The sequence below is a fragment of the Streptomyces sp. NRRL S-920 genome, from assembly GCF_000717945.1.
Classification (GTDB): domain Bacteria; phylum Actinomycetota; class Actinomycetes; order Streptomycetales; family Streptomycetaceae; genus Streptomyces; species Streptomyces alboniger.
In genome coordinates, this window is record NZ_JODF01000022.1 from 23,868 (window position 1) to 40,910 (window position 17,043).

Annotated in this window: 17 protein-coding genes; 10 read left to right on the top strand and 7 right to left on the bottom strand. The window is 70.7% G+C overall.

Annotation, left to right across the window (positions count from 1 at the left end; all coding sequences use genetic code 11):
* Positions 1-229 precede the first annotated feature (229 nt).
* Both phoU and IG54_RS0118005 read left to right on the top strand, forming a co-directional pair.
* Positions 230-913, top strand: coding sequence for a phosphate signaling complex protein PhoU (phoU, locus tag IG54_RS0118000; protein ID WP_030784741.1), 684 nt, complete (start codon positions 230-232; stop codon positions 911-913).
* A gap of 505 nt (positions 914-1,418) precedes the next feature.
* Complete coding sequence (locus IG54_RS0118005) at positions 1,419-3,404, top strand: YncE family protein (protein ID WP_030784743.1); 1,986 nt, start codon at positions 1,419-1,421, stop codon at positions 3,402-3,404.
* A gap of 96 nt (positions 3,405-3,500) precedes the next feature.
* Here IG54_RS0118005 and IG54_RS0118010 read toward each other — a convergent pair whose 3' ends face one another.
* Entirely contained in the window at positions 3,501-3,815 is a 315-nt protein-coding gene (locus tag IG54_RS0118010; RefSeq protein WP_030784745.1) for a hypothetical protein, read from the bottom strand.
* A gap of 191 nt (positions 3,816-4,006) precedes the next feature.
* Here IG54_RS0118010 and IG54_RS0118015 point away from each other — a divergent pair, with 191 nt between their 5' ends.
* Positions 4,007-4,585, top strand: coding sequence for a flavoprotein (locus IG54_RS0118015; RefSeq protein ID WP_030784748.1), 579 nt, complete (start codon positions 4,007-4,009; stop codon positions 4,583-4,585).
* Between the two features lie 79 nt (positions 4,586-4,664).
* Here IG54_RS0118015 and IG54_RS0118020 read toward each other — a convergent pair whose 3' ends face one another.
* Entirely contained in the window at positions 4,665-6,059 is a 1,395-nt protein-coding gene (locus IG54_RS0118020) for an MDR family MFS transporter (protein ID WP_078594220.1), read from the bottom strand.
* A gap of 182 nt (positions 6,060-6,241) precedes the next feature.
* On the opposite strand from IG54_RS0118020, the gene IG54_RS0118025 reads away from it, so the two are divergent.
* Positions 6,242-7,003 carry a phosphoglyceromutase gene (locus tag IG54_RS0118025; protein WP_030784753.1) on the top strand — a complete coding sequence of 254 codons (762 nt, stop codon included), beginning with the start codon at positions 6,242-6,244 and terminating at the stop codon, positions 7,001-7,003.
* Between the two features lie 96 nt (positions 7,004-7,099).
* Here the strand turns inward: IG54_RS0118025 and IG54_RS0118030 are convergent, their stop codons facing one another.
* The gene (locus IG54_RS0118030) at positions 7,100-7,597 is read right to left on the bottom strand and encodes a YbjN domain-containing protein (RefSeq protein ID WP_030784757.1); all 498 of its coding nucleotides are present in this window, start codon (positions 7,595-7,597) and stop codon (positions 7,100-7,102) included.
* On the bottom strand, positions 7,590-8,948 hold the full coding sequence (mshA, locus tag IG54_RS0118035) for a D-inositol-3-phosphate glycosyltransferase (protein WP_030784759.1): 1,359 nt from the start codon (positions 8,946-8,948) through the stop codon (positions 7,590-7,592). The genes IG54_RS0118030 and mshA overlap by 8 nt, the downstream gene beginning before the upstream one ends.
* Before the next feature lie 168 nt (positions 8,949-9,116).
* Here mshA and IG54_RS0118040 point away from each other — a divergent pair, with 168 nt between their 5' ends.
* The 3 genes from IG54_RS0118040 to IG54_RS0118050 all read left to right on the top strand — a co-directional run bounded on the left by IG54_RS0118040 (position 9,117) and on the right by IG54_RS0118050 (position 13,638).
* Positions 9,117-9,914 carry a class I SAM-dependent methyltransferase gene (locus IG54_RS0118040; protein ID WP_106977034.1) on the top strand — a complete coding sequence of 266 codons (798 nt, stop codon included), beginning with the start codon at positions 9,117-9,119 and terminating at the stop codon, positions 9,912-9,914.
* A gap of 331 nt (positions 9,915-10,245) precedes the next feature.
* Complete coding sequence (locus IG54_RS0118045; protein WP_420712264.1) at positions 10,246-11,271, top strand: NlpC/P60 family protein; 1,026 nt, start codon at positions 10,246-10,248, stop codon at positions 11,269-11,271.
* A gap of 927 nt (positions 11,272-12,198) precedes the next feature.
* A complete protein-coding gene (locus IG54_RS0118050; protein ID WP_030784767.1) occupies positions 12,199-13,638 on the top strand; it encodes a PP2C family protein-serine/threonine phosphatase in 1,440 nt (479 codons plus the stop codon).
* Between the two features lie 26 nt (positions 13,639-13,664).
* Here the strand turns inward: IG54_RS0118050 and IG54_RS0118055 are convergent, their stop codons facing one another.
* The 3 genes from IG54_RS0118055 to IG54_RS0118065 form a co-directional block, all read right to left on the bottom strand.
* The gene (locus IG54_RS0118055; protein ID WP_030784769.1) at positions 13,665-13,997 is read right to left on the bottom strand and encodes a DUF2516 family protein; all 333 of its coding nucleotides are present in this window, start codon (positions 13,995-13,997) and stop codon (positions 13,665-13,667) included.
* Between the two features lie 129 nt (positions 13,998-14,126).
* A complete protein-coding gene (locus IG54_RS0118060; protein WP_030784771.1) occupies positions 14,127-14,759 on the bottom strand; it encodes a hypothetical protein in 633 nt (210 codons plus the stop codon).
* A gap of 33 nt (positions 14,760-14,792) precedes the next feature.
* Positions 14,793-15,281, bottom strand: coding sequence for a helix-turn-helix domain-containing protein (locus tag IG54_RS0118065; protein WP_030784772.1), 489 nt, complete (start codon positions 15,279-15,281; stop codon positions 14,793-14,795).
* A 190-nt stretch (positions 15,282-15,471) separates the two neighbouring features.
* On the opposite strand from IG54_RS0118065, the gene IG54_RS0118070 reads away from it, so the two are divergent.
* From IG54_RS0118070 to IG54_RS0118080, 3 genes are all read left to right on the top strand, one after another.
* A complete protein-coding gene (locus tag IG54_RS0118070) occupies positions 15,472-16,233 on the top strand; it encodes a hypothetical protein (protein WP_030784773.1) in 762 nt (253 codons plus the stop codon).
* A 79-nt stretch (positions 16,234-16,312) separates the two neighbouring features.
* On the top strand, positions 16,313-16,726 hold the full coding sequence (locus tag IG54_RS0118075) for a DUF5958 family protein (protein WP_030784774.1): 414 nt from the start codon (positions 16,313-16,315) through the stop codon (positions 16,724-16,726).
* A gap of 8 nt (positions 16,727-16,734) precedes the next feature.
* Entirely contained in the window at positions 16,735-16,983 is a 249-nt protein-coding gene (locus IG54_RS0118080) for a hypothetical protein (protein ID WP_030784777.1), read from the top strand.
* The last annotated feature ends 60 nt before the right edge of the window (positions 16,984-17,043 follow it).

The window sequence follows — 17,043 nt, forward strand, 5'->3', positions numbered from 1 at the left end:
GGTGCCGCCTCGAACACTCGTCGCTCAGAGTTCACCAGGGGGACGGCATCGGTTCATTTCCCCCGGACGGGCCGGGAGGAGCGGGGCCGGAGGTGCCGTACCGCGTCTCCCACAGTTCACCTTGATGACGGGGTCGGTTCATTCGGGGTGCCGGAAACGGACGGTTAGGGGCCGCACCGTGGGAGCGTAGGGGCCAGCCCCCTGAGACGTACGAGAGAGGGACAGCCACATGCGGGACGCGTACCACGAGGAACTTGACTCGATCGGCGAGAGCCTGGTCGAGATGGCCCGCCTGGTCGGGTCCGCGATCGGGCGCGCCACGACGGCCATGCTCGACGCCGATCTGAAGATGGCCGAGAGCGTGATCGCCGCCGACCAGCGGGTCGACGACCTCCAGCACGAGCTGGAGGCGCGCGCGATAGCCCTGCTCGCGCGGCAGCAGCCGGTCGCCACCGATCTGCGTATCGTCGTGACCTCGCTGCGGATGAGCGCCGACCTGGAGCGTTCGGGCGACCTCGCCCAGCACGTCGCCAAGCTGGCCCGGCTGCGCTTCCCCGACTCGGCGGTGCCGCGGGACCTCCAGGCCACGATCCTGGAGATGGGCCAGCTCGCGCAGCGCCTGATGGCGAAGGCGGCGGAGGTCATCATCACCAAGGACGTCGACCTCGCGCTCCAGCTGGAGCAGGACGACGACGAGATGGACCAGCTGCACCGCACGCTCTTCCAGCACCTGATGGACGACCGCTGGAAGCACGGCATCGAGACGGCCGTCGACGTGACGCTGCTCGGCCGCTACTACGAGCGCTTCGCGGACCACGCGGTGTCGGTCGCCAAGCGCGTCGTCTATCTGGTCACGGGCGAGCACGCGGACGAGATCCAGTCGGCGGGGCAGGCGTCGGTGGAGGGGGCGTAGGCCTTTCGCGGGCTCGCCCCTGGTGGGCCTGTCGCTCGCGGGCCTCTCGCGCGGGACGCGCTTGTTCTGTGCGCCACGCCCGCGCTTGTTTCTGTGCCGCACGCGCGCGTGCCCCGCACGACGTCAGTTGTCGTGCGGGGCACGCGCGGTTTCCGCCGGGTGTCAGCCGCAGCCGCCGCCGCACTGACAGGAGCCACCGGACTGGCAGCCGCACGAGCAGCTGGGGCCGCAGGAGCAGCTCATCTCTACGACGTCGGGCTTGGGGGACTCGGCCATGGGTCTCCTCCTCGAAGGCGTACGGGACGCACTGTCTGCCGCCATTTCATGCCCACGGGGCAGGGCGCATCAACGGCGCACGCGCGCGTATCTCCTTTTTGGGCCCCAGGGAGAGCCCCCCTGTGAAACTTCCTCCACAACTGTCACAGACATGTCATAGCCTGCGCTCTGACGGGGGTTTCGGCGCGGGCACCCGGCCCGCGCCTTCCATGTGGGGGGTCACATCACCGTGCGTACGCGCATCACCTCGACCGCGACCGCGCTCGCGGTCCTCTTCAGCTCGGCGGCGCTGGTCGCCCTGGCGTCCGGCCCGGCCGCGGCGGACTCCGACAAGCGCCTGGACATCCGGTCGGCCGGAGACGTACTGGTGGACGGCGAACACCAGCGCGTCTACGTCTCCGACCCCAAGGGCGGCAAGATCGTCGTCACGGACTACGCGGGCACCGTCAAGGCGACCCTGGACGGGCTGCCGGACGTCGAGGGCCTGGCGCTCTCGCCCGACTCCGGGCAGGTGTACGCGGCGGTCGCGGGCCTCAACCGGATCGTGTCCGTGGAGACGACCTCGTACTCCCAGACGGCCAGTTACGCCCTCGACGGCGCCGAGAAGCCGCGCACGCTGGCGCTGGCGAGCGGCAAGCTGTGGTTCGGCTACGGGGGGTCCGCCGAGGGCGGCATCGGCTCGCTCGACCTCTCCGGGGGCGAGCCGGTCATCACGCTCGACCTGGACGGCGCCGCCGACTTCTACGCCGCTCCCGAGCTGGGCTCCGACCCGGACTCGGGGATCCTCGTGGCGGGCGAGAAGGCGACGAGCAGCGACGCCCTGACGGTGTACGACGTCTCCGGGCCGAAGCCGGAGCTGCGGGTCACCAAGTCGGTGGAGGGCAGCTTCTTCGACGACATCGCGGTCTCTCCCGACGGTACGCAGATCGTCACGGCCAGCGGCGCCCCGTACTACCACCCGGTGTACTCCACGAAGGACCTGTCCCCCCTGGGCCGCTACGACTCCGGGGACTACGGCGCGGCCGTGGACATCGCCCCGGACGGCACCGTGGCGGCGGGCACCTTCTCCTGGTACCGGCCCGACGTGCACATCTACCGGCAGGGCAAGTGGTCCAAGGTGCGGGAGTACGACTTCCCGAACACCGCCCAGGGCAGCGGCGGGGACACCCTCGCCGAGGGCGGTCTGGCCTGGGCGCCGGACGGCAGCCGCCTCTTCGCGGTCACCTCCAACAGCGACGACGTCTTCTCGCTGCGGATCCTCACCGACCCGGCCAAGTCCCTGCCCACGCTCACGGTCGAGGCGCCCGAGAAGGCTCCCCGGGCCAAGCCGCTCACCGTCGAGGGCAAGCTCACCGGAACGGGCCTGGCAGCCGGTACCGAGCTGACCGTCACCCGCACGGACGTCGAGTCCCCCGACGGCAAGGCGCTGCCCCCGGTCAAGACCGGGGCGGACGGCTCCTACTCCTTCACCGACAGCCCGCCGGCGGGCGGCAAGGTGAGGTACAAGGTCGCGTACGCGGGTGACGCCACGCACGCGGCGGCCTCCGCGTCGGACTCGGTGGAGGTCTCGCGCACCAAGACCACGCTCACGCTCGACAAGAACGGCAAGGTGTTCGGCTACGGCGCGGACGTCGCCTTCACGGCCCACCTCGGTTCGACGTACAAGAACCGCACGGTCGAGATCTGGGCGGACCCGTACGGCGCCGACAAGCCCAACAAGCTGGTCAAGAAGGGCGTCGTGAACTCGCGCGGCGACCTGAGGGCCACGGTCGACATGAAGCGCGACACGAAGGTCACGGCCGTCTTCTCCGGGGACGCGCGCTCGGCCTCCGCGAAGGCGGTGTCGACGGCGTACGCCAAGGTCAAGATCTCCAGCTCCGTCTCCGAGCACTACAGGACGGGCAAGATCGGCTCCACGACGTACCACTACTTCCACAAGAACACCGACCCGGTGCTCGCCACGACGATGACGTACTACAAGGACCGCAAGCAGCGCCTGGAGATCCAGGTCTACGGCTCGGACCACAAGTGGCACTCCACGGGCTCGGATTACTTCAAGCTCGGTACGGACGGAAAGTCCACGGTCCGTCTGGAGGCCCCTGGCGAGTCGGGCATCCGCGCGCGGATCCGCTCGTCGTACGTGAACGGCACGTCGGGCGACAACGTGAACTCGACGACGCACGGGGCGTGGAAGTACCTGAACTTCACGAGGTAGCGCGGCGCGGCTTTGTGCCGCCGCCGGAACGCCGGGAAGCCCCCTGTCCACGAGTGGCTCGCGGACAGGGGGCTTCCCCATGGGCACATGCCCGGCCTAGTACCACATGTACAGGTGGTACTTGAACCTTCCGTCAGTGCCCAGCCCGGGGTCGCACTCCGCCACCCAGGAGGGGTTCCTGCTCATCCAGTAGTTGCCCCGGGCCTGGCACTCCCGAAGGGTCCAGTGGCTGCTGTAGAAGTGCCGGGTCGCCTGGGCACCCTTGGTCTCCTCCGCGCTCTGGGCGGCCTGGGCGGGGGCCACTTGGGCGGGGACGGGCTGGGCGGGGGCGGCCTGGGCGGGGGCCGCCATGAGGCCCAGTCCGACGGTGGTGCCGAGAGCGAGTCCTGCGATGGCCTTACGGGTGCGCATTCAGTACCCCTTCCTCCGGCGGAGGCCGACCCCGAAGGGCCTTTCCCTCCACGCCTGTTCGACGACCACTACGTTGCTCGGGGGGCCGTGGGGAAACCTTGGAGCAAGCTTGAACGCGCAGACGGGCGCCCGGTTTCGACGCCGTACGCTGCCCAAGTCGCATCACTCTGCCGTCGACCGGGAGCCCTCGTATGACCGAACCGTCCGCTGCGCGGAAGAAGCCCTTCCTCTACGTAGTCGTGTGCGCGTGCGGGATCGCCGCCGACGTCGGCGAACTGATCACCGCCGCGCAGGAACGGCACTGGGACGTCGGCGTGGTCGCCACCCCGCAGGGCCTCGGCTTCCTCGACACCGAGGCGATCCGGACCCAGACCGGCTATCCGATCCGCTCCGCCTGGCGTGCTCCCGGTGAGGCGCGCCCCCTGCCGCCCGCGGACGCGATCGCCGTAGCCCCGGCCAGCTTCAACACGATCAACAAGTGGGCCGCGGGCATCTCCGACACCCTCGCCCTGGGCATCCTGTGCGAGGCGTACGGCATGGGTGTCCCCATCGCCGTCCTGCCGCACATGAACGCGGCCCAAACGGCTCACCCCGCCTATCGGCAGAGCCTGGAGCGGCTGCGCGCGATGAACATCCTGATCGGCTCGGACGAACCCCGCCCGCCCCGGTCCGGTGATGGATCCGACCGATTCCAGTGGCAGGAGGCCCTGGACCTCCTCGAACCTCAGCTCGACCATCGGCCGGATCAGGTGCGCCGACGCACCCCATGACGTCGTACTGACGGCCCGGCGACCGCGCGTCCCTTCGACCGCACCGGGGACGTGCGCACCCGCCGTGCGCCGCACAGCACTACGGGCGCGGCACGGCCGCGGAACCCGTACGGGGCGCCGCGGAGCCCGTACGGGGCGCGAGGGAATCCGTACGAGACTCCACGGAGCCCGTACGAGGCGCGAGGGAATCCACACGAGGGGCGACTTGCTGTGCGGCGCCGGCATCCACCGTGGGAACGCCCTCGCCCTCCCGGCCCCCCTCCCCCTCCCCCTCATCGGGAAGCCCCCGCATCAACCCCCAGTACCCGACCGCGGCCACCGTGCCGAGCACCGCGCACGCCGCCCACAGCCACTCCGCCCCGAACCGGTCGATCATGAAGCCGGACATCAGCGGCGCGACCAGGCCGGCCACGGACCAGGACATCGTGTACATGCCCTGGTAGCGCCCGCGGCCGTGGGTGGGGGAGAGCCGTACGACCAGGCCGGTCTGGGTCGGCGCGTTGACGATCTCGGCGAGCGTCCACACGCACACCGTCAGCGCGAAGACCCCGAGGGACCCGGCGAAGGCGGTGAGACCGAAGCCGTACCCGGCGACGACCGAGGAGAGCACCAACAGGCGGCGCGGGTCCCGGTGTTCGATGAAGCGGGTGACGGGGATCTGGAGGGCGACGATCAGTACGCCGTTGACCGCGATCGCGAGGCCGTAGTCGGCGGACGTGAATCCCGCCTCGCCCATCGCGACCGGCAGTCCCACGGACCCCTGCTGGAAGATCAGTGCCACGAGGAACGACAGCCCCACGACCCCCATGAACCGCCCGTCCCGGAACACGGTCCCGAGCCCGACCTCCGGGTCCGCCGCCTTCTCCAGCGCCGTCCGCACGGGCCGCGACTCGGGCAGCTTCACGAAGACGAGGATCGCGCAGACCAGTGTCATGGCGGCCTCGATCAGGAAACCGGCGCGATAGCTGTACGAGGCGATGAAGCCGGCGCCCGCCGAGGAGATGGCGAACCCGAGGTTGATGGCCCAGTAGTTGAGCGAGAAGGCGCGTACGCGGTCCTCGGGCCGGACGATGTCCGCCATCATCGCCTGCACGGCGGGCCGCGACGCGTTGCTCGCCATGCCCACGAGGAAGGCGACGGCCGCGATCGCGACCGGGTGCTCCATGAAGCCGAGCAGCGCCACGGAACCGGCCGTCGACGCCTGCGCGATCAGCAGCGTCGGCCGCCGCCCGAGCCGGTCGGCCATCACCCCCGCCCCCAGCGAGGAGACGACCCCGCCGAGCCCGTGGAGGGCGACGACCAGCCCCGCGTACGAGGCCGAATAGCCGCGCTCCAGGGTCAGGTACAGGGCCATGAAGGTAGCGACGAAGGCCCCGAGCCGGTTCACCAGGGTGCTTGTCCACAGCCACCAGAAGGCCCGGGGAAGGCCCGAGACGCTCTCGGTGACGGCACGTCTCATGGCGGTGAACGGCATCGAGATTCCCCCGAATGTAAGCGTCTCTAATAGCTCTCACACATTACGACCCCGAGATCCGACCCCGCTACCCGATTGACGCGACCGATCAACGGTCACGCGCGCCCCATCCCCTTCACGCTCCCCTCACCCGCCTCACGCCCGCGCGCGGGGCCCGCGGGGCTTCGTTTACGCTCAGAGGCATGGCCGACGCACCGTACAAACTGATCCTCCTCCGCCACGGCGAGAGCGAATGGAACGCGAAGAACCTGTTCACCGGCTGGGTGGACGTCAACCTCAACGAGAAGGGCGAGAAGGAGGCGGTCCGCGGCGGTGAGCTGCTGAAGGACGCCGGCCTGCTCCCCGACGTGGTCCACACGTCGCTCCAGAAGCGCGCGATCCGCACCGCGCAGCTGGCCCTTGAGTCCGCCGACCGCCACTGGATCCCGGTGCACCGCAGCTGGCGCCTGAACGAGCGCCACTACGGCGCTCTCCAGGGCAAGGACAAGGCGCAGACGCTCGCCGAGTTCGGCGAGGAGCAGTTCATGCTGTGGCGCCGCTCGTACGACACCCCGCCGCCGGCGCTGGACCGCGACGCGGAGTACTCCCAGTTCGAGGACCCGCGCTACGCGACGCTCCCCCCCGAGCTGCGCCCCCAGACGGAGTGCCTGAAGGACGTCGTCGTCCGGATGCTCCCCTACTGGTTCGACGGCATCGTCCCCGACCTCCTGACCGGCAGGACGGTCCTGGTCGCGGCCCACGGCAACAGCCTCCGCGCCCTGGTCAAGCACCTGGACGGCATCTCGGACGCGGACATCGCGGGCCTGAACATCCCGACGGGCATCCCGCTCTCGTACGAGCTGGACGCCGACTTCAAGCCGCTGAACCCGGGCGGCACGTACCTCGACCCGGAGGCCGCGAAGGCGGCGATCGAGGCGGTCAAGAACCAGGGCAAGAAGAAGTAGCCCCAGCAGCAGGCCCGCACGCCCCGCACCAGTAGGCCCCCGACCTGTGTCTTATGGCAGGACGGGGGCCTACTTGTGGGCGCGGGCCGCCCGGCGCTAGCTCTTCGGCTGGGTCAAGTGCGTGAACGCGTCCAGGTTCCGCGTCGACTCGCCCCGCGAGACCCGCCACTCGTACTCCTTGCGGATCGCCGACGCGAAGCCCAGTTCCAGGAGGGTGTTGAAGGAGTCGTCCGCGGCGGAGAGGACCGAGCCCAGGAGGCGGTCCAGCTCGGCAGGGGTGACCGCCGTGAGCGGGAGTTTGCCCGCGAGGTAGATGTCGCCCAGGGAGTCGATCGCGTAACTCACGCCGTAGAGGCGGAGGTTCCGCTCCAGGAGCCAGCGATGCACCGCCTCGTGGTTCTCGTCGGGGTGGCGGATCACGAACGCGTTGAGGGAGAGCGAGTGCTTGCCGACCCGGAGCGAGAGCGTGGTCGAGAGCTTCCGGGTGCCCGGCAGCTTCACCACGTACGAGCCGGGCTCGGGTGCCTCCCACTCCAGCTCGGCGTCGTCCAGCGTCCGCTCGATGATCGTCGCGGTGTCTGCCTGCTCAGCCATGGTGCGAGCGTACGTGACGGTGGGTAGCGCGGAAATCGTGCATCGCCGCGATGTAGACATCCGCCGTGGCGGACGCCGCCGTGTCCCAGCCGAAGGACTGCGCGTGCCGGGCCGCCGCCTGCCCCATGCGGTCCACGAGCTGTGGATGGTCGGCGAAATCGCGCAGCACGCGCGCGTAGTGGGCCGGTTCGTGGCCGGAGATCAAGAAGCCTGTCGTCTCGTCGCGTACGGCGACGGGCAGGCCGCCCACCGAGGCCGCGAGGACCGGCGTACCGGCCGCCTGCGCCTCTATGGCGACGAGGCCGAAGGACTCGCTGTAGGAGGGCATCACGAGCACCGACGCCGCCCGGAACCAGTCCGCCAGCTGCTCCTGGCCGACCGGCGGCTGGAAGCGGACCACATCGGCGATCCCCAGTCGCGCGGCCAGCTTCTGGAGGCCTTCCGGCTTCGCGAGGCCGCTGCCGCTCGGGCCGCCGACGATGGGCACGACGATGTTCGAGCGCAGGGCGGGCCGCTCGTCCAGGAGCACGGCGACCGCGCGGAGCAGGACGTCCGGGGCCTTCAGGGGCTGGATGCGGCCCGCGAAGAGGGGGATCAGGGCGTCCTGGGGGAGCCCGAGGCGGTGGCGGGCCGCGGCGCGACCGTCGGCGGGGCGGAAGCGGTCGAGGTTGACGCCGGGGTGGACGACGGCGACCTTGCCGGCGTCGGCTTCGTAGTGGCGTACGAGTTCGTCGGCCTCTTCGGAGGTGTTCGCGATGAGGCGGTCGGCGGCGCGGACGATCTGCGTCTCGCCGATGACGCGGGCGGCCGGCTCCGGAGTGTCGCCCTCGGCGAGCGCGGCGTTCTTGACCTTGGCCATGGTGTGCATGGCGTGGACGAGGGGCACGCCCCAGCGCTCGGCGGCGAGCCAGCCGACGTGCCCGGAGAGCCAGTAGTGGGAGTGGACCAGGTCGTAGTAGCCGGGGCGGTGGCCGGCCCAGGCCTGCATCACGCCGTGCGTGAAGGCGCAGAGCTGGGCCGGCAGCTCTTCCTTGGCGAGGCCTTCGTAGGGGCCCGCGTCGACGTGCCGCACGAGGACCCCGGGCGCCAGTTGCACGCTCGGCGGAAGGGCGCCCGTGGTGGCCCGGGTGAAGATCTCGACCTCGATGTTGATCGCGGCGAGGCGCTTGGCCAGCTCGACGATGTAGACGTTCATCCCGCCCGCGTCGCCCGTACCGGGCTGGTGCAGCGGCGAGGTGTGCACACTCAGCATGGCCACGCGGCGCGGACGCCGGTGGGTGCCGGGGATGATGCGGAGCCGGGAGGGGGCCGCCGGGGAGCGACGCCCGAGCCTGGACACGTACTGGCTCACGTGGCGGTCCTCCTTGCGTACGGGCATGACGACGGGGAGGGCGTACGTACCTCCAGTGGCACAACACCGGAAGCCGTTACTCCATTTCCGCTCTCCTCCCCCGCTCTTCCTTTTTGCCAAAGCGTTACCCGGTGCCTCTCGGCCGCCTCACCCGCATACCCTTTCCCCATGGCCCCACGCACCCCTTCCCGCCCCGTGGGAACGGTGACGCGCGGGACCACGAACCCGAACCGGCTGCGCCGCATGGACCGCTGGATCGCCGCCACGCACGGCGCCGCCCTGCGCCGCTCCCCCGACCCTGTGGCCGTCGACCTCGGTTACGGCGCCTCCCCCTGGACCGCCGTCGAGCTGCTGCTCCGGCTGCGTACCGTCGCCCCCCACGCGCGCGTGGTCGGTGTCGAGATCGACCCGGCACGGGTCGCGGCCGCCGAGCCGTACGAGCGGGAGGGGCTGACCTTCCGGCACGGCGGCTTCGAGGTGCCGCTGCCGGGCAGCCCCGCCCTGATCCGCGCAGCGAACGTCCTGCGGCAGTACGACGAGGACCAGGTCGCCGCCGTCTGGGAGCGGCTGCGCACCCGGCTCGCCCCCGGCGGGCTGCTCGTCGAGGGCACCTGCGACGAGATCGGGCGACGGCACGTGTGGGTCGCGCTCGGGCCCGAGGGGCCGCGCACGGTGACTTTCGCGGCGCGGCTCGGCTCCCTGGAGCGGCCCTCCGATCTCGCCGAGCGGCTGCCGAAGGCGCTGATCCACCGGAACGTGCCGGGCGAGCCCGTACACGCGTTCCTACGCGACTTCGACCGGGCCTGGGCGGCCGCCGCGCCCTACGCCTCGTACGGGGCGCGGCAGCGGTGGATGAGGGCGGTACGCGACCTGAGCGCCGACTGGCCGGTGCTCGACGGCAGTTCGCGGTGGCGGCAGGGGGAAGTGACGGTGCGCTGGGGGGCGTTGGCGCCTCGGCTCGGGTGAACCCCGGGTCCATGGCGGCGCGGCTCGGGTGAACCCCGAGTCCATTTGGAGGACACCCGGGGTGAACCCCGACGCAACCCGGAGGCTGGACCCGGATACGACCCTGAAGCTCTGACCTGCGGGGAACGGACGCCGCATGCCGTTCGTCAGACGAGGCGGACGGGGGATCGGCGTTTGCTTTCGGGCTCTGTCGCATTGGGCGTCGGCGTGGCACCATCCCGTGGACGACCAGACGTTACTGACGGTAAATCAGCTTTGGGGGTGGCAGGGCGTGACCGGCAAGCGATACTCGACGGCGGCGACCGTGGCGCTGATCTGCGCGGCCGTGGTGATGACCGCGCCGGGAGCGGCGTATGCGAGCCCTTCTCCCCCTTCCAGCCCCGCGGAGCCGGCGCCGCCGTCGGACGCGTCACGTGAGTCGGACGCGTCGCTTGAGAAGGTCCGCAAGGAGATCGAGAAGCTGTACCACGACGCGGGCGTGGCGACGGACGCGTACAACGCGGCCGAGGAGAAGGCCGACAAGCAGTCCGAGCAGATCGTGAAGCTGGCCAAGGACATCGCCAAGGGCGAGGCGAAGCTGAAGAAGCTCAGGGCGCGGGCGGGCGCCGCGGCCCGCGCGCAGTACCGCGGCGGCGGGCTGCCGGACGAGGCCCGGCTGATGCTCAGCGACGACCCGGGGCAGTTCCTGGACGGCGCCGGGCGCATGCGGCAGGGCGAGAAGGCCACCAAGGGCATGCTGACGGAGCTGGCCAGGACCCAGGACGACCTGCGGATCTACGCCAAGGACGCCACGGCCCGCTGGAAGAAGCTGGAAGCCAACCGCAAGGCGAAGGCCGCGTCGAAGAAGAAGATCAAGAAGAAGATCGCGGCCGCCGAGAAGCTCGAGTCCAGACTGGAGAAGAAGGAGCGGGCCCGGCTGCGCGAGCTGGAGGAGGACGCGGCCCTCAAGAGGCAGTCGGCGTGGGTGGGTTCGGGCGTCCTGAAGGGCATCGGCGGCAAGGCGACGCCCCAGGGCAGGAAGGCCATCGAGTTCGCCACGGCGCAGATCGGCAAGCCGTACGTATGGGGCGCCGAGGGCCCGGGTTCGTACGACTGCTCGGGGCTCACGTCGAAAGCCTGGGCGAAGGCCGGGCGCGGCATTCCGCGGACCTCACAGGAGCAGTGGAAGCAGCTGCCGCGCATCGACGTGAAGAACATGCGCCCCGGCGACCTGATCATCTACCACTCGGACGCGAGCCACGTCGGGATGTATCTGGGCGACGGCGCGATCGTGCACGCGCCGCGACCGGGCCGGGACGTGACGATCGCGGGGGCGGGCTCCATGAGGATCCTCGGGGTCGTGCGGCCCGATAAGTAGCCTCGGGCTGCGGAAGCCGCAGGGGGCGCGGGATCCGCGGGGCTCGCGCAGTCCGCGGGGCTCGCGGAGACCGCGGGGCTCGCGGAGACCGCGGGGCTCGCGGAGACCGCGGGGCTCGCGGGGCTCGCGGAGACCGCGGGGCTCGCGGAGACCGCGGGGCTCGCGGAGACCGCGGGGCTCGCGGAGACCGCGGGGCTCGCGGAGACCGCGGAGACCACGGAGACCACGGGAGCCGCGAGCCCCGCGGAAGCCGCGGGGTGGCGGAGACCACGGGGGTCGCGGAGACCACGGAGGCCGCGGAGGCCGCGGGGGTCGCGGAGACTACGGAGGCCGCGGGGGTCGCGGAGACTACGGAGGCCGCGGGAGCCACGGGGTCGCCGAGACCGCCGAAGCCACGGAGTCCGCGGGGGCCGCGGAGACGGCGGGGGCCGCGGGGGTCGGTCGCGGGAGTCGCGCAGACCACGGAAGCCACGGGAGCCACGGGGGCGCGGGATCCGCGGGGGTCGTCGAGACCGCGGGAGCCACGGGGGCCGCGGGGTCGCGGGGTCGCGGAGACCACGGGAGCCACGGGGGCCGCGGAGACCGCCGAGGCTGCCGAGACCACGGAGACCGCGAGCCCCGGAGACCACGGAAGCCACGGAAGTCACGGAAGCCACGATCGGTGAGGCCGATATCGAGGCGGGCCGGGTGGTCTCCGGAGTGTGTGACCCAGTGCACGCCCCGGCCCCCCGCCCACCCCCTGGGGCGTGATGTTCGTCATCCGGCAGGGACCGTTCCGTGCCCAAGTGCGTTCCTGGATGCGGCATATGACGGTGGCCGTTCGCCGAGCGGCATTCCAATGGAGTCTCGGCTACCGCTAAGGTCCCCGTCGGTGCCGCGTCGACCTGCGTGGCGCCATGCCCTCGGGGGGAGGGAAGGAAGCCAGAGATGCCCGTACCCATACCGCGGCAGAGAGAGATCCCGGCCGCGGAAGGCGGTCAGGCTCACGCGGCGCCCCGCCACGGCCCGGCGGTGCCCGCCCACCACACGACCACTGACGGCCACGTAGGCGCCGGCAGCGGGCCAGGACCCAGGGGCTCCAGCCCCGGCACCGGCGCCAGCCGCAACCCGAGCGCCAGCCCCAGCCCCACTCCCAGCCCCAATACCTCGCTGAGCCTGCTGGTGATCGAGGACGACCCGGCGGGGTCACTGAGCGTTCCCGAGCTGCTCGACTCCGCGGGCAAGCCCATCCGTATCCGCACCGCGCGCAACCTCACCGAGGCCGAGCGGCTGCTCACGGACGACGTGCACTGCATCCTGCTCGACCTCGCCCTGACCGTCCCCGCTGCCCCCACAGGCCTCACCGGCCCCGGGCCGTCCGTCCCCGGCACCCCCGAGGTGGACGACGACGAGCTGGCCGCCCTCAAGCACGTACTGCGTCTCGCGCCCCGCCACGCCGTCCTCGCGCTCACCGCCAACGACGACTCCGAGCTGGGCGCCGAGGCCGTGCGCGTCGGCGCCCAGGACTATCTCCTCCGCGACGAGCTGGACGGCCGGCTCCTGAGCCGCGCCATCCGGTACGCGGTGGAGCGCAAGCGCGCCGACATCGCCCAGCGCCAGCTGACCGAGTCACGGCTGCGGGCCCAGGAGAACGCCCGGCTGGAGCGCGGCCTGCTGCCCACGCCGCTCCTGGACGGCTCACCGCTGCGGTTCGCCGCCCGCTACCGCCCCGGCCGCTCCCGCGCGCTGCTCGGCGGCGACTTCTACGACACCGTGCGCACGCCCGACGGCTCGGTGCACGTCATGATCGGCGACGTCTGCGGCCACGGCCCCGACGAGGCGGCGCTCGGCGTGGAGCTGCGGATCGCGTGGCGCGCGCTGACGTTCGCGGGGCTGTGCGGCGACGAACTGCTCTCCACCCTCCAGAAGGTCCTGGAGCACGAGCGCGCGGACGACGAGATCTTCGCGACGCTCTGCACGGTCGACATCGCCCCCGACGGCCGCCGCGCCGGGCTCTGCCTGGCCGGCCATCCGTCACCGCTGATCGCCCGAGAGGGCCGCCTCGCGGAACTCCTGCCGTACGAGGACGGGGGCCCCGCCCTCGGCCTGCTGCCGCGCGCACGCTGGCCGCGGCGGCAGGTGGAGCTGGGCGGGAAGTGGAGCCTGATGCTCTACACGGACGGCCTGATCGAGGGCCGGATCGGCCAGGGCAAGGAGCGCCTGGGACAGGAGGGCATGGTGGAGATGGTCCGCCGCCAGATCGCCGCGGGGCTCCAGGGCGACGAACTGCTCGAAGCCGCTGTGAACGAGGCGCGGGACCTCAACGGCGGGGATCTGACGGACGACGTGGCGGTCCTGCTCCTGGACCGGGCGCCGGGCGGGCGCTAGGAGGTCTGCGTGCCGGCGCCTGCGGGCTACCGGCCGCCGTTGTACGGCCCGTACGGCCCGTCGCTGCTGGAGCCGCCGCGGCGGCCGCCGCCACCGGTGATCTGCCGGAGGGCGGGCCGGACGTCCACCATGTAGACGATGGTGGCGATGAGGCCGAGGATCGGCAGGAACGACAGGATGTTGAAGATCAGGTTCACCACGAAGGCGAGCCCGAGGATGATCAGCCAGAACGGCTTGGTCTTCTTGTCGGCGGCCCGATAGGCGTCCTCGCGCCGGACGGCGGCGTCGATGAGCGCGAATCCGCTGAACACGATCAGGGCCAGCGACAGCAGCCACATGAAGTTCGCGAACCCCTGCATCAGCACAACGTCCACCACCAGTCTCGGCTGTCCATTACGCGGCCACGGTACCCGCTACCCCGTCAACGGGGCGGACACTCCCTGAGTGCCCGCCCCGCGAAACTGCTCCCGCGTAACTGCCTGACGGCCCTACTTGGCAGGCGGCGTGGTCTTCTTCGCCGTCGCCGGCGTCGTCACCGTCGTCGACTTGCGGGCGGCCGGCGTCTTCTTGGCGACCGGCTTCTTCGCCGGGGTGGCGGTCACACCGGTGGTCTCGGAGGCCCCGATCACCTTGGGCTCCGCCGTGGCACGGGCGGGCTCCGGCTCGGCGTCCGGCTCGACCGTCTCGGCCAGGTCGAGGATCTCCTCGGCGGCCTCGCCGCGCCAGGTCCGCACGGCCTGCTCGCCGTGCTCGGCGACCTCGTCGTACTTCTCACGCGCCTTGACCGCCAGCTCGGCCGCCACGCCGACACCGCGCAGCGCGAGGTCCTGGGCGGTCTCGCCGAGCTTCTTCAGGTCGGTGTCGATGGTGCCGAGCACCTCGGTGACCTTGGCCTGGATGGTCTCCTGCGCCTCCTTGGCGCGGGCCGCGGCCTTGTCCTGGACTTCCTTGGGGTCGGTGTTGCGCACCGCCTCGAAGCGGGACGGCGCCTCGGCGATCAGCTGCTCGACGATGCCCGGCACCTTCTTCGCCTGCTGGAACGCGAGGTCCGCGGACCCGGCGACGAAGTATGCGGGGGTGGTGTTGGTGAGGGTCTTGCGCAGGTCATCAGTGATGGCCATGACGATGGTCCTCCCGGATTCGCGTCAGCTGGTTCAGCTAGGGGGTGTCTGCTTCGGGCCGGCATCACTGCCATCGGCCGCGCGGGGGCCGTCAGCGGCCTCGGCGTCCTCATCGGCGCACGCCTGTTGCGCGTACGCCTCATCCGCGTCCGCCTCATCCGCGTACGACGAGGTCTCGAAGCCGTTCTCCTTGCGGAACGACTCGTAGATCTGCAACAGCACCTGCTTCTGGCGCTCGTTGATGGAGGGATCGGCGAGGATGACGGCGCGCGTCTCCAGCTCGTCCCGCTCCTTCTCGTCGAGGATCCCGGCCCGCACGTACAGCGTCTCGGCGGAGATCCGCAGGGCCTTGGCGACCTGCTGCAACACCTCGGCGCTCGGCTTGCGCAGGCCGCGCTCGATCTGGCTCAGATACGGATTGGACACCCCGGCGGCGTCGGCGAGCTGCCTGAGCGAAAGCTGCGCGGTGCGCCGCTGCTCGCGCAGGTACTCGCCGAGATTTCCGACGTTGAGTGATGCCATGCCTCGATGGTGCAGCACCCTTGCTAACTTTTGCAAGCACCTGCTTGCAAAAGTGCGCTACGCCACTAGAAGCGGCGGCCGAAGACTCCGCCTGGGTGTCCGTTCTCAGCAGATGTGGCGAGCCCCCGTGGTTCTGGCGAACGACCTGGCGGAGTCCCGGCGAAGCTGGCCGGTCTGTACCGTCCACCGCATGGTTGACGAGTTCGATGTGGCGCAAGCTCTGCGCGGTGGGATACCCGACAGGGCGCGAGCCTGGGCCTTCGTTCGGGAGTTTGCCGCAGCATGGGCGGAGCCGCTCGGCGACGGCGCAGGTACGCGAGCGGAGGAGCTGGAGCGAGCCGAGGGGATGCTGGGGCTCACGCTGCCGACCGCGTTGCGCGAGGCGTACTCGCTTCTCGGTACGCGTCACGACCTCACCGGCAATCAGGACCCGCTGCTGCGCCCTTCCGAGCTGTTCGTGCACGACGAGTTCGGTGGCGTGCTCGTCTTCCGCAGCGAGAACCAGGGGTGCGCTTTCTGGGGAGTGCGGCTGCGGGACCTCGGCCAGGACGATCCGCCGGTGTTCGTCCAGTCACAGGATGGTTGGGTCCGCTACCTGGACAGGGTCTCCCTGGCCTGCGTCGAACTCGTACTCAGCGAGACGCTGCTTGGCAGCGAAGGACGTCTCTACAACGCCTGCGAACTTTCCGCCGACCTGATTCGAGAGCTGCCGAGCCGGTTCGCGCCGGTGGAGTTTCCCGAGTACCCGATGTGGACGGGAAAGGACGAGTCACCCGTGTGCTGGTTCTCCGCGCCGGGAAAGCTCTTGCGGCTCGACGGACGGAGTGACCACAGCTGGCTGCACGTTCGGGGAAGGACGTTCGCCGACCTGGAGTCGCTCTGCGCCGCCCTCCCCGGCCACTGGGTACGTGGGTACTCAGAGCCGTTGGAAGCCGACGAACTGCCTTTCTAGGCTGCCGAGGGTCTGTTTGGATGACCGGTAAACACTGTGACGGTAAACACTGTGAATCGAGCGCGACGGGGGCGTGAGGATGGCTGATCCGTACATCATTCTCAACGAACTCGCCCAAGAGCTTCGGCCGATGACACAGGGAATCGAGTGGTTCGAGAGCCTCTCCGCTGAAGAGCAGACCAACACCCTGCGCCTCTTGTCCAATTTCTGCACTCAGGCCCGCGCCACCGCCGAGGACGGCCCGGAAAGTATCCGACGCGCCGGACTTCGCGCCACGCATACACCGGCAGTTCTGATCACACGAGGGCCGATCGACCAGCAACTCGGGAAGATCGCCAACCTCACCCCGCACCATGAGCGCCTCAAGTCATTCCGGCTACTGATCGCGGTACTGGCCGTCGCCGACGAACGCCGACGAGAGCGCTTCTGCTCCGACGGTTGCGGCCACGCGTGGCATCGCCTGTCTGTCGGCAACCCCGAAGCCTCGGCCTGATCTCGCACTTGGCCGACCGTGACGATCACGGGCGCTACACCGGCACCGGCACCGGCACCGAGGACACCATCAGCGATCACGGCGAGATCGAGGCGGGCTATCTTCCGGCGGTCAAGGCGTTCGCCGCGGACACCAGCATCGACCATCTGTCTGTCCGCGCAGTGACATCCCGCCTGCGCATCTCCTGGCCCCTGGGGGCACACGGCTGGGCCGACTGCACCCTTGCGGATCCTCCTGTCGTCGTGATCGCTCCGTGACGCAGTTCCAGCACGCGGATCCAGCTGTCCTCGCCTTCGCGGTACCGAGATCTGGTCCAG

Excerpts from the sequence above, each read along its gene's own strand:
- IG54_RS0118065 (WP_030784772.1), bottom strand. The coding sequence starts at position 15,281 with ATGGCATCACTCAACGTCGGAAATCTCGGCGAGTACCTGCGCGAGCAG.
- IG54_RS0118070 (WP_030784773.1), top strand. The coding sequence starts at position 15,472 with ATGGTTGACGAGTTCGATGTGGCGCAAGCTCTGCGCGGTGGGATACCC.
- IG54_RS0118030 (WP_030784757.1), bottom strand. The coding sequence starts at position 7,597 with ATGGCTGAGCAGGCAGACACCGCGACGATCATCGAGCGGACGCTGGAC.
- IG54_RS0118045 (WP_420712264.1), top strand. The coding sequence starts at position 10,246 with ATGACCGCGCCGGGAGCGGCGTATGCGAGCCCTTCTCCCCCTTCCAGC.
- IG54_RS0118015 (WP_030784748.1), top strand. The coding sequence starts at position 4,007 with ATGACCGAACCGTCCGCTGCGCGGAAGAAGCCCTTCCTCTACGTAGTC.
- IG54_RS0118055 (WP_030784769.1), bottom strand. The coding sequence starts at position 13,997 with ATGCAGGGGTTCGCGAACTTCATGTGGCTGCTGTCGCTGGCCCTGATC.
- IG54_RS0118025 (WP_030784753.1), top strand. The coding sequence starts at position 6,242 with ATGGCCGACGCACCGTACAAACTGATCCTCCTCCGCCACGGCGAGAGC.
- IG54_RS0118020 (WP_078594220.1), bottom strand. The coding sequence starts at position 6,059 with ATGCCGTTCACCGCCATGAGACGTGCCGTCACCGAGAGCGTCTCGGGC.
- IG54_RS0118040 (WP_106977034.1), top strand. The coding sequence starts at position 9,117 with ATGGCCCCACGCACCCCTTCCCGCCCCGTGGGAACGGTGACGCGCGGG.
- IG54_RS0118050 (WP_030784767.1), top strand. The coding sequence starts at position 12,199 with ATGCCCGTACCCATACCGCGGCAGAGAGAGATCCCGGCCGCGGAAGGC.
- IG54_RS0118010 (WP_030784745.1), bottom strand. The coding sequence starts at position 3,815 with ATGCGCACCCGTAAGGCCATCGCAGGACTCGCTCTCGGCACCACCGTC.
- IG54_RS0118075 (WP_030784774.1), top strand. The coding sequence starts at position 16,313 with ATGGCTGATCCGTACATCATTCTCAACGAACTCGCCCAAGAGCTTCGG.
- phoU (WP_030784741.1), top strand. The coding sequence starts at position 230 with ATGCGGGACGCGTACCACGAGGAACTTGACTCGATCGGCGAGAGCCTG.
- IG54_RS0118060 (WP_030784771.1), bottom strand. The coding sequence starts at position 14,759 with ATGGCCATCACTGATGACCTGCGCAAGACCCTCACCAACACCACCCCC.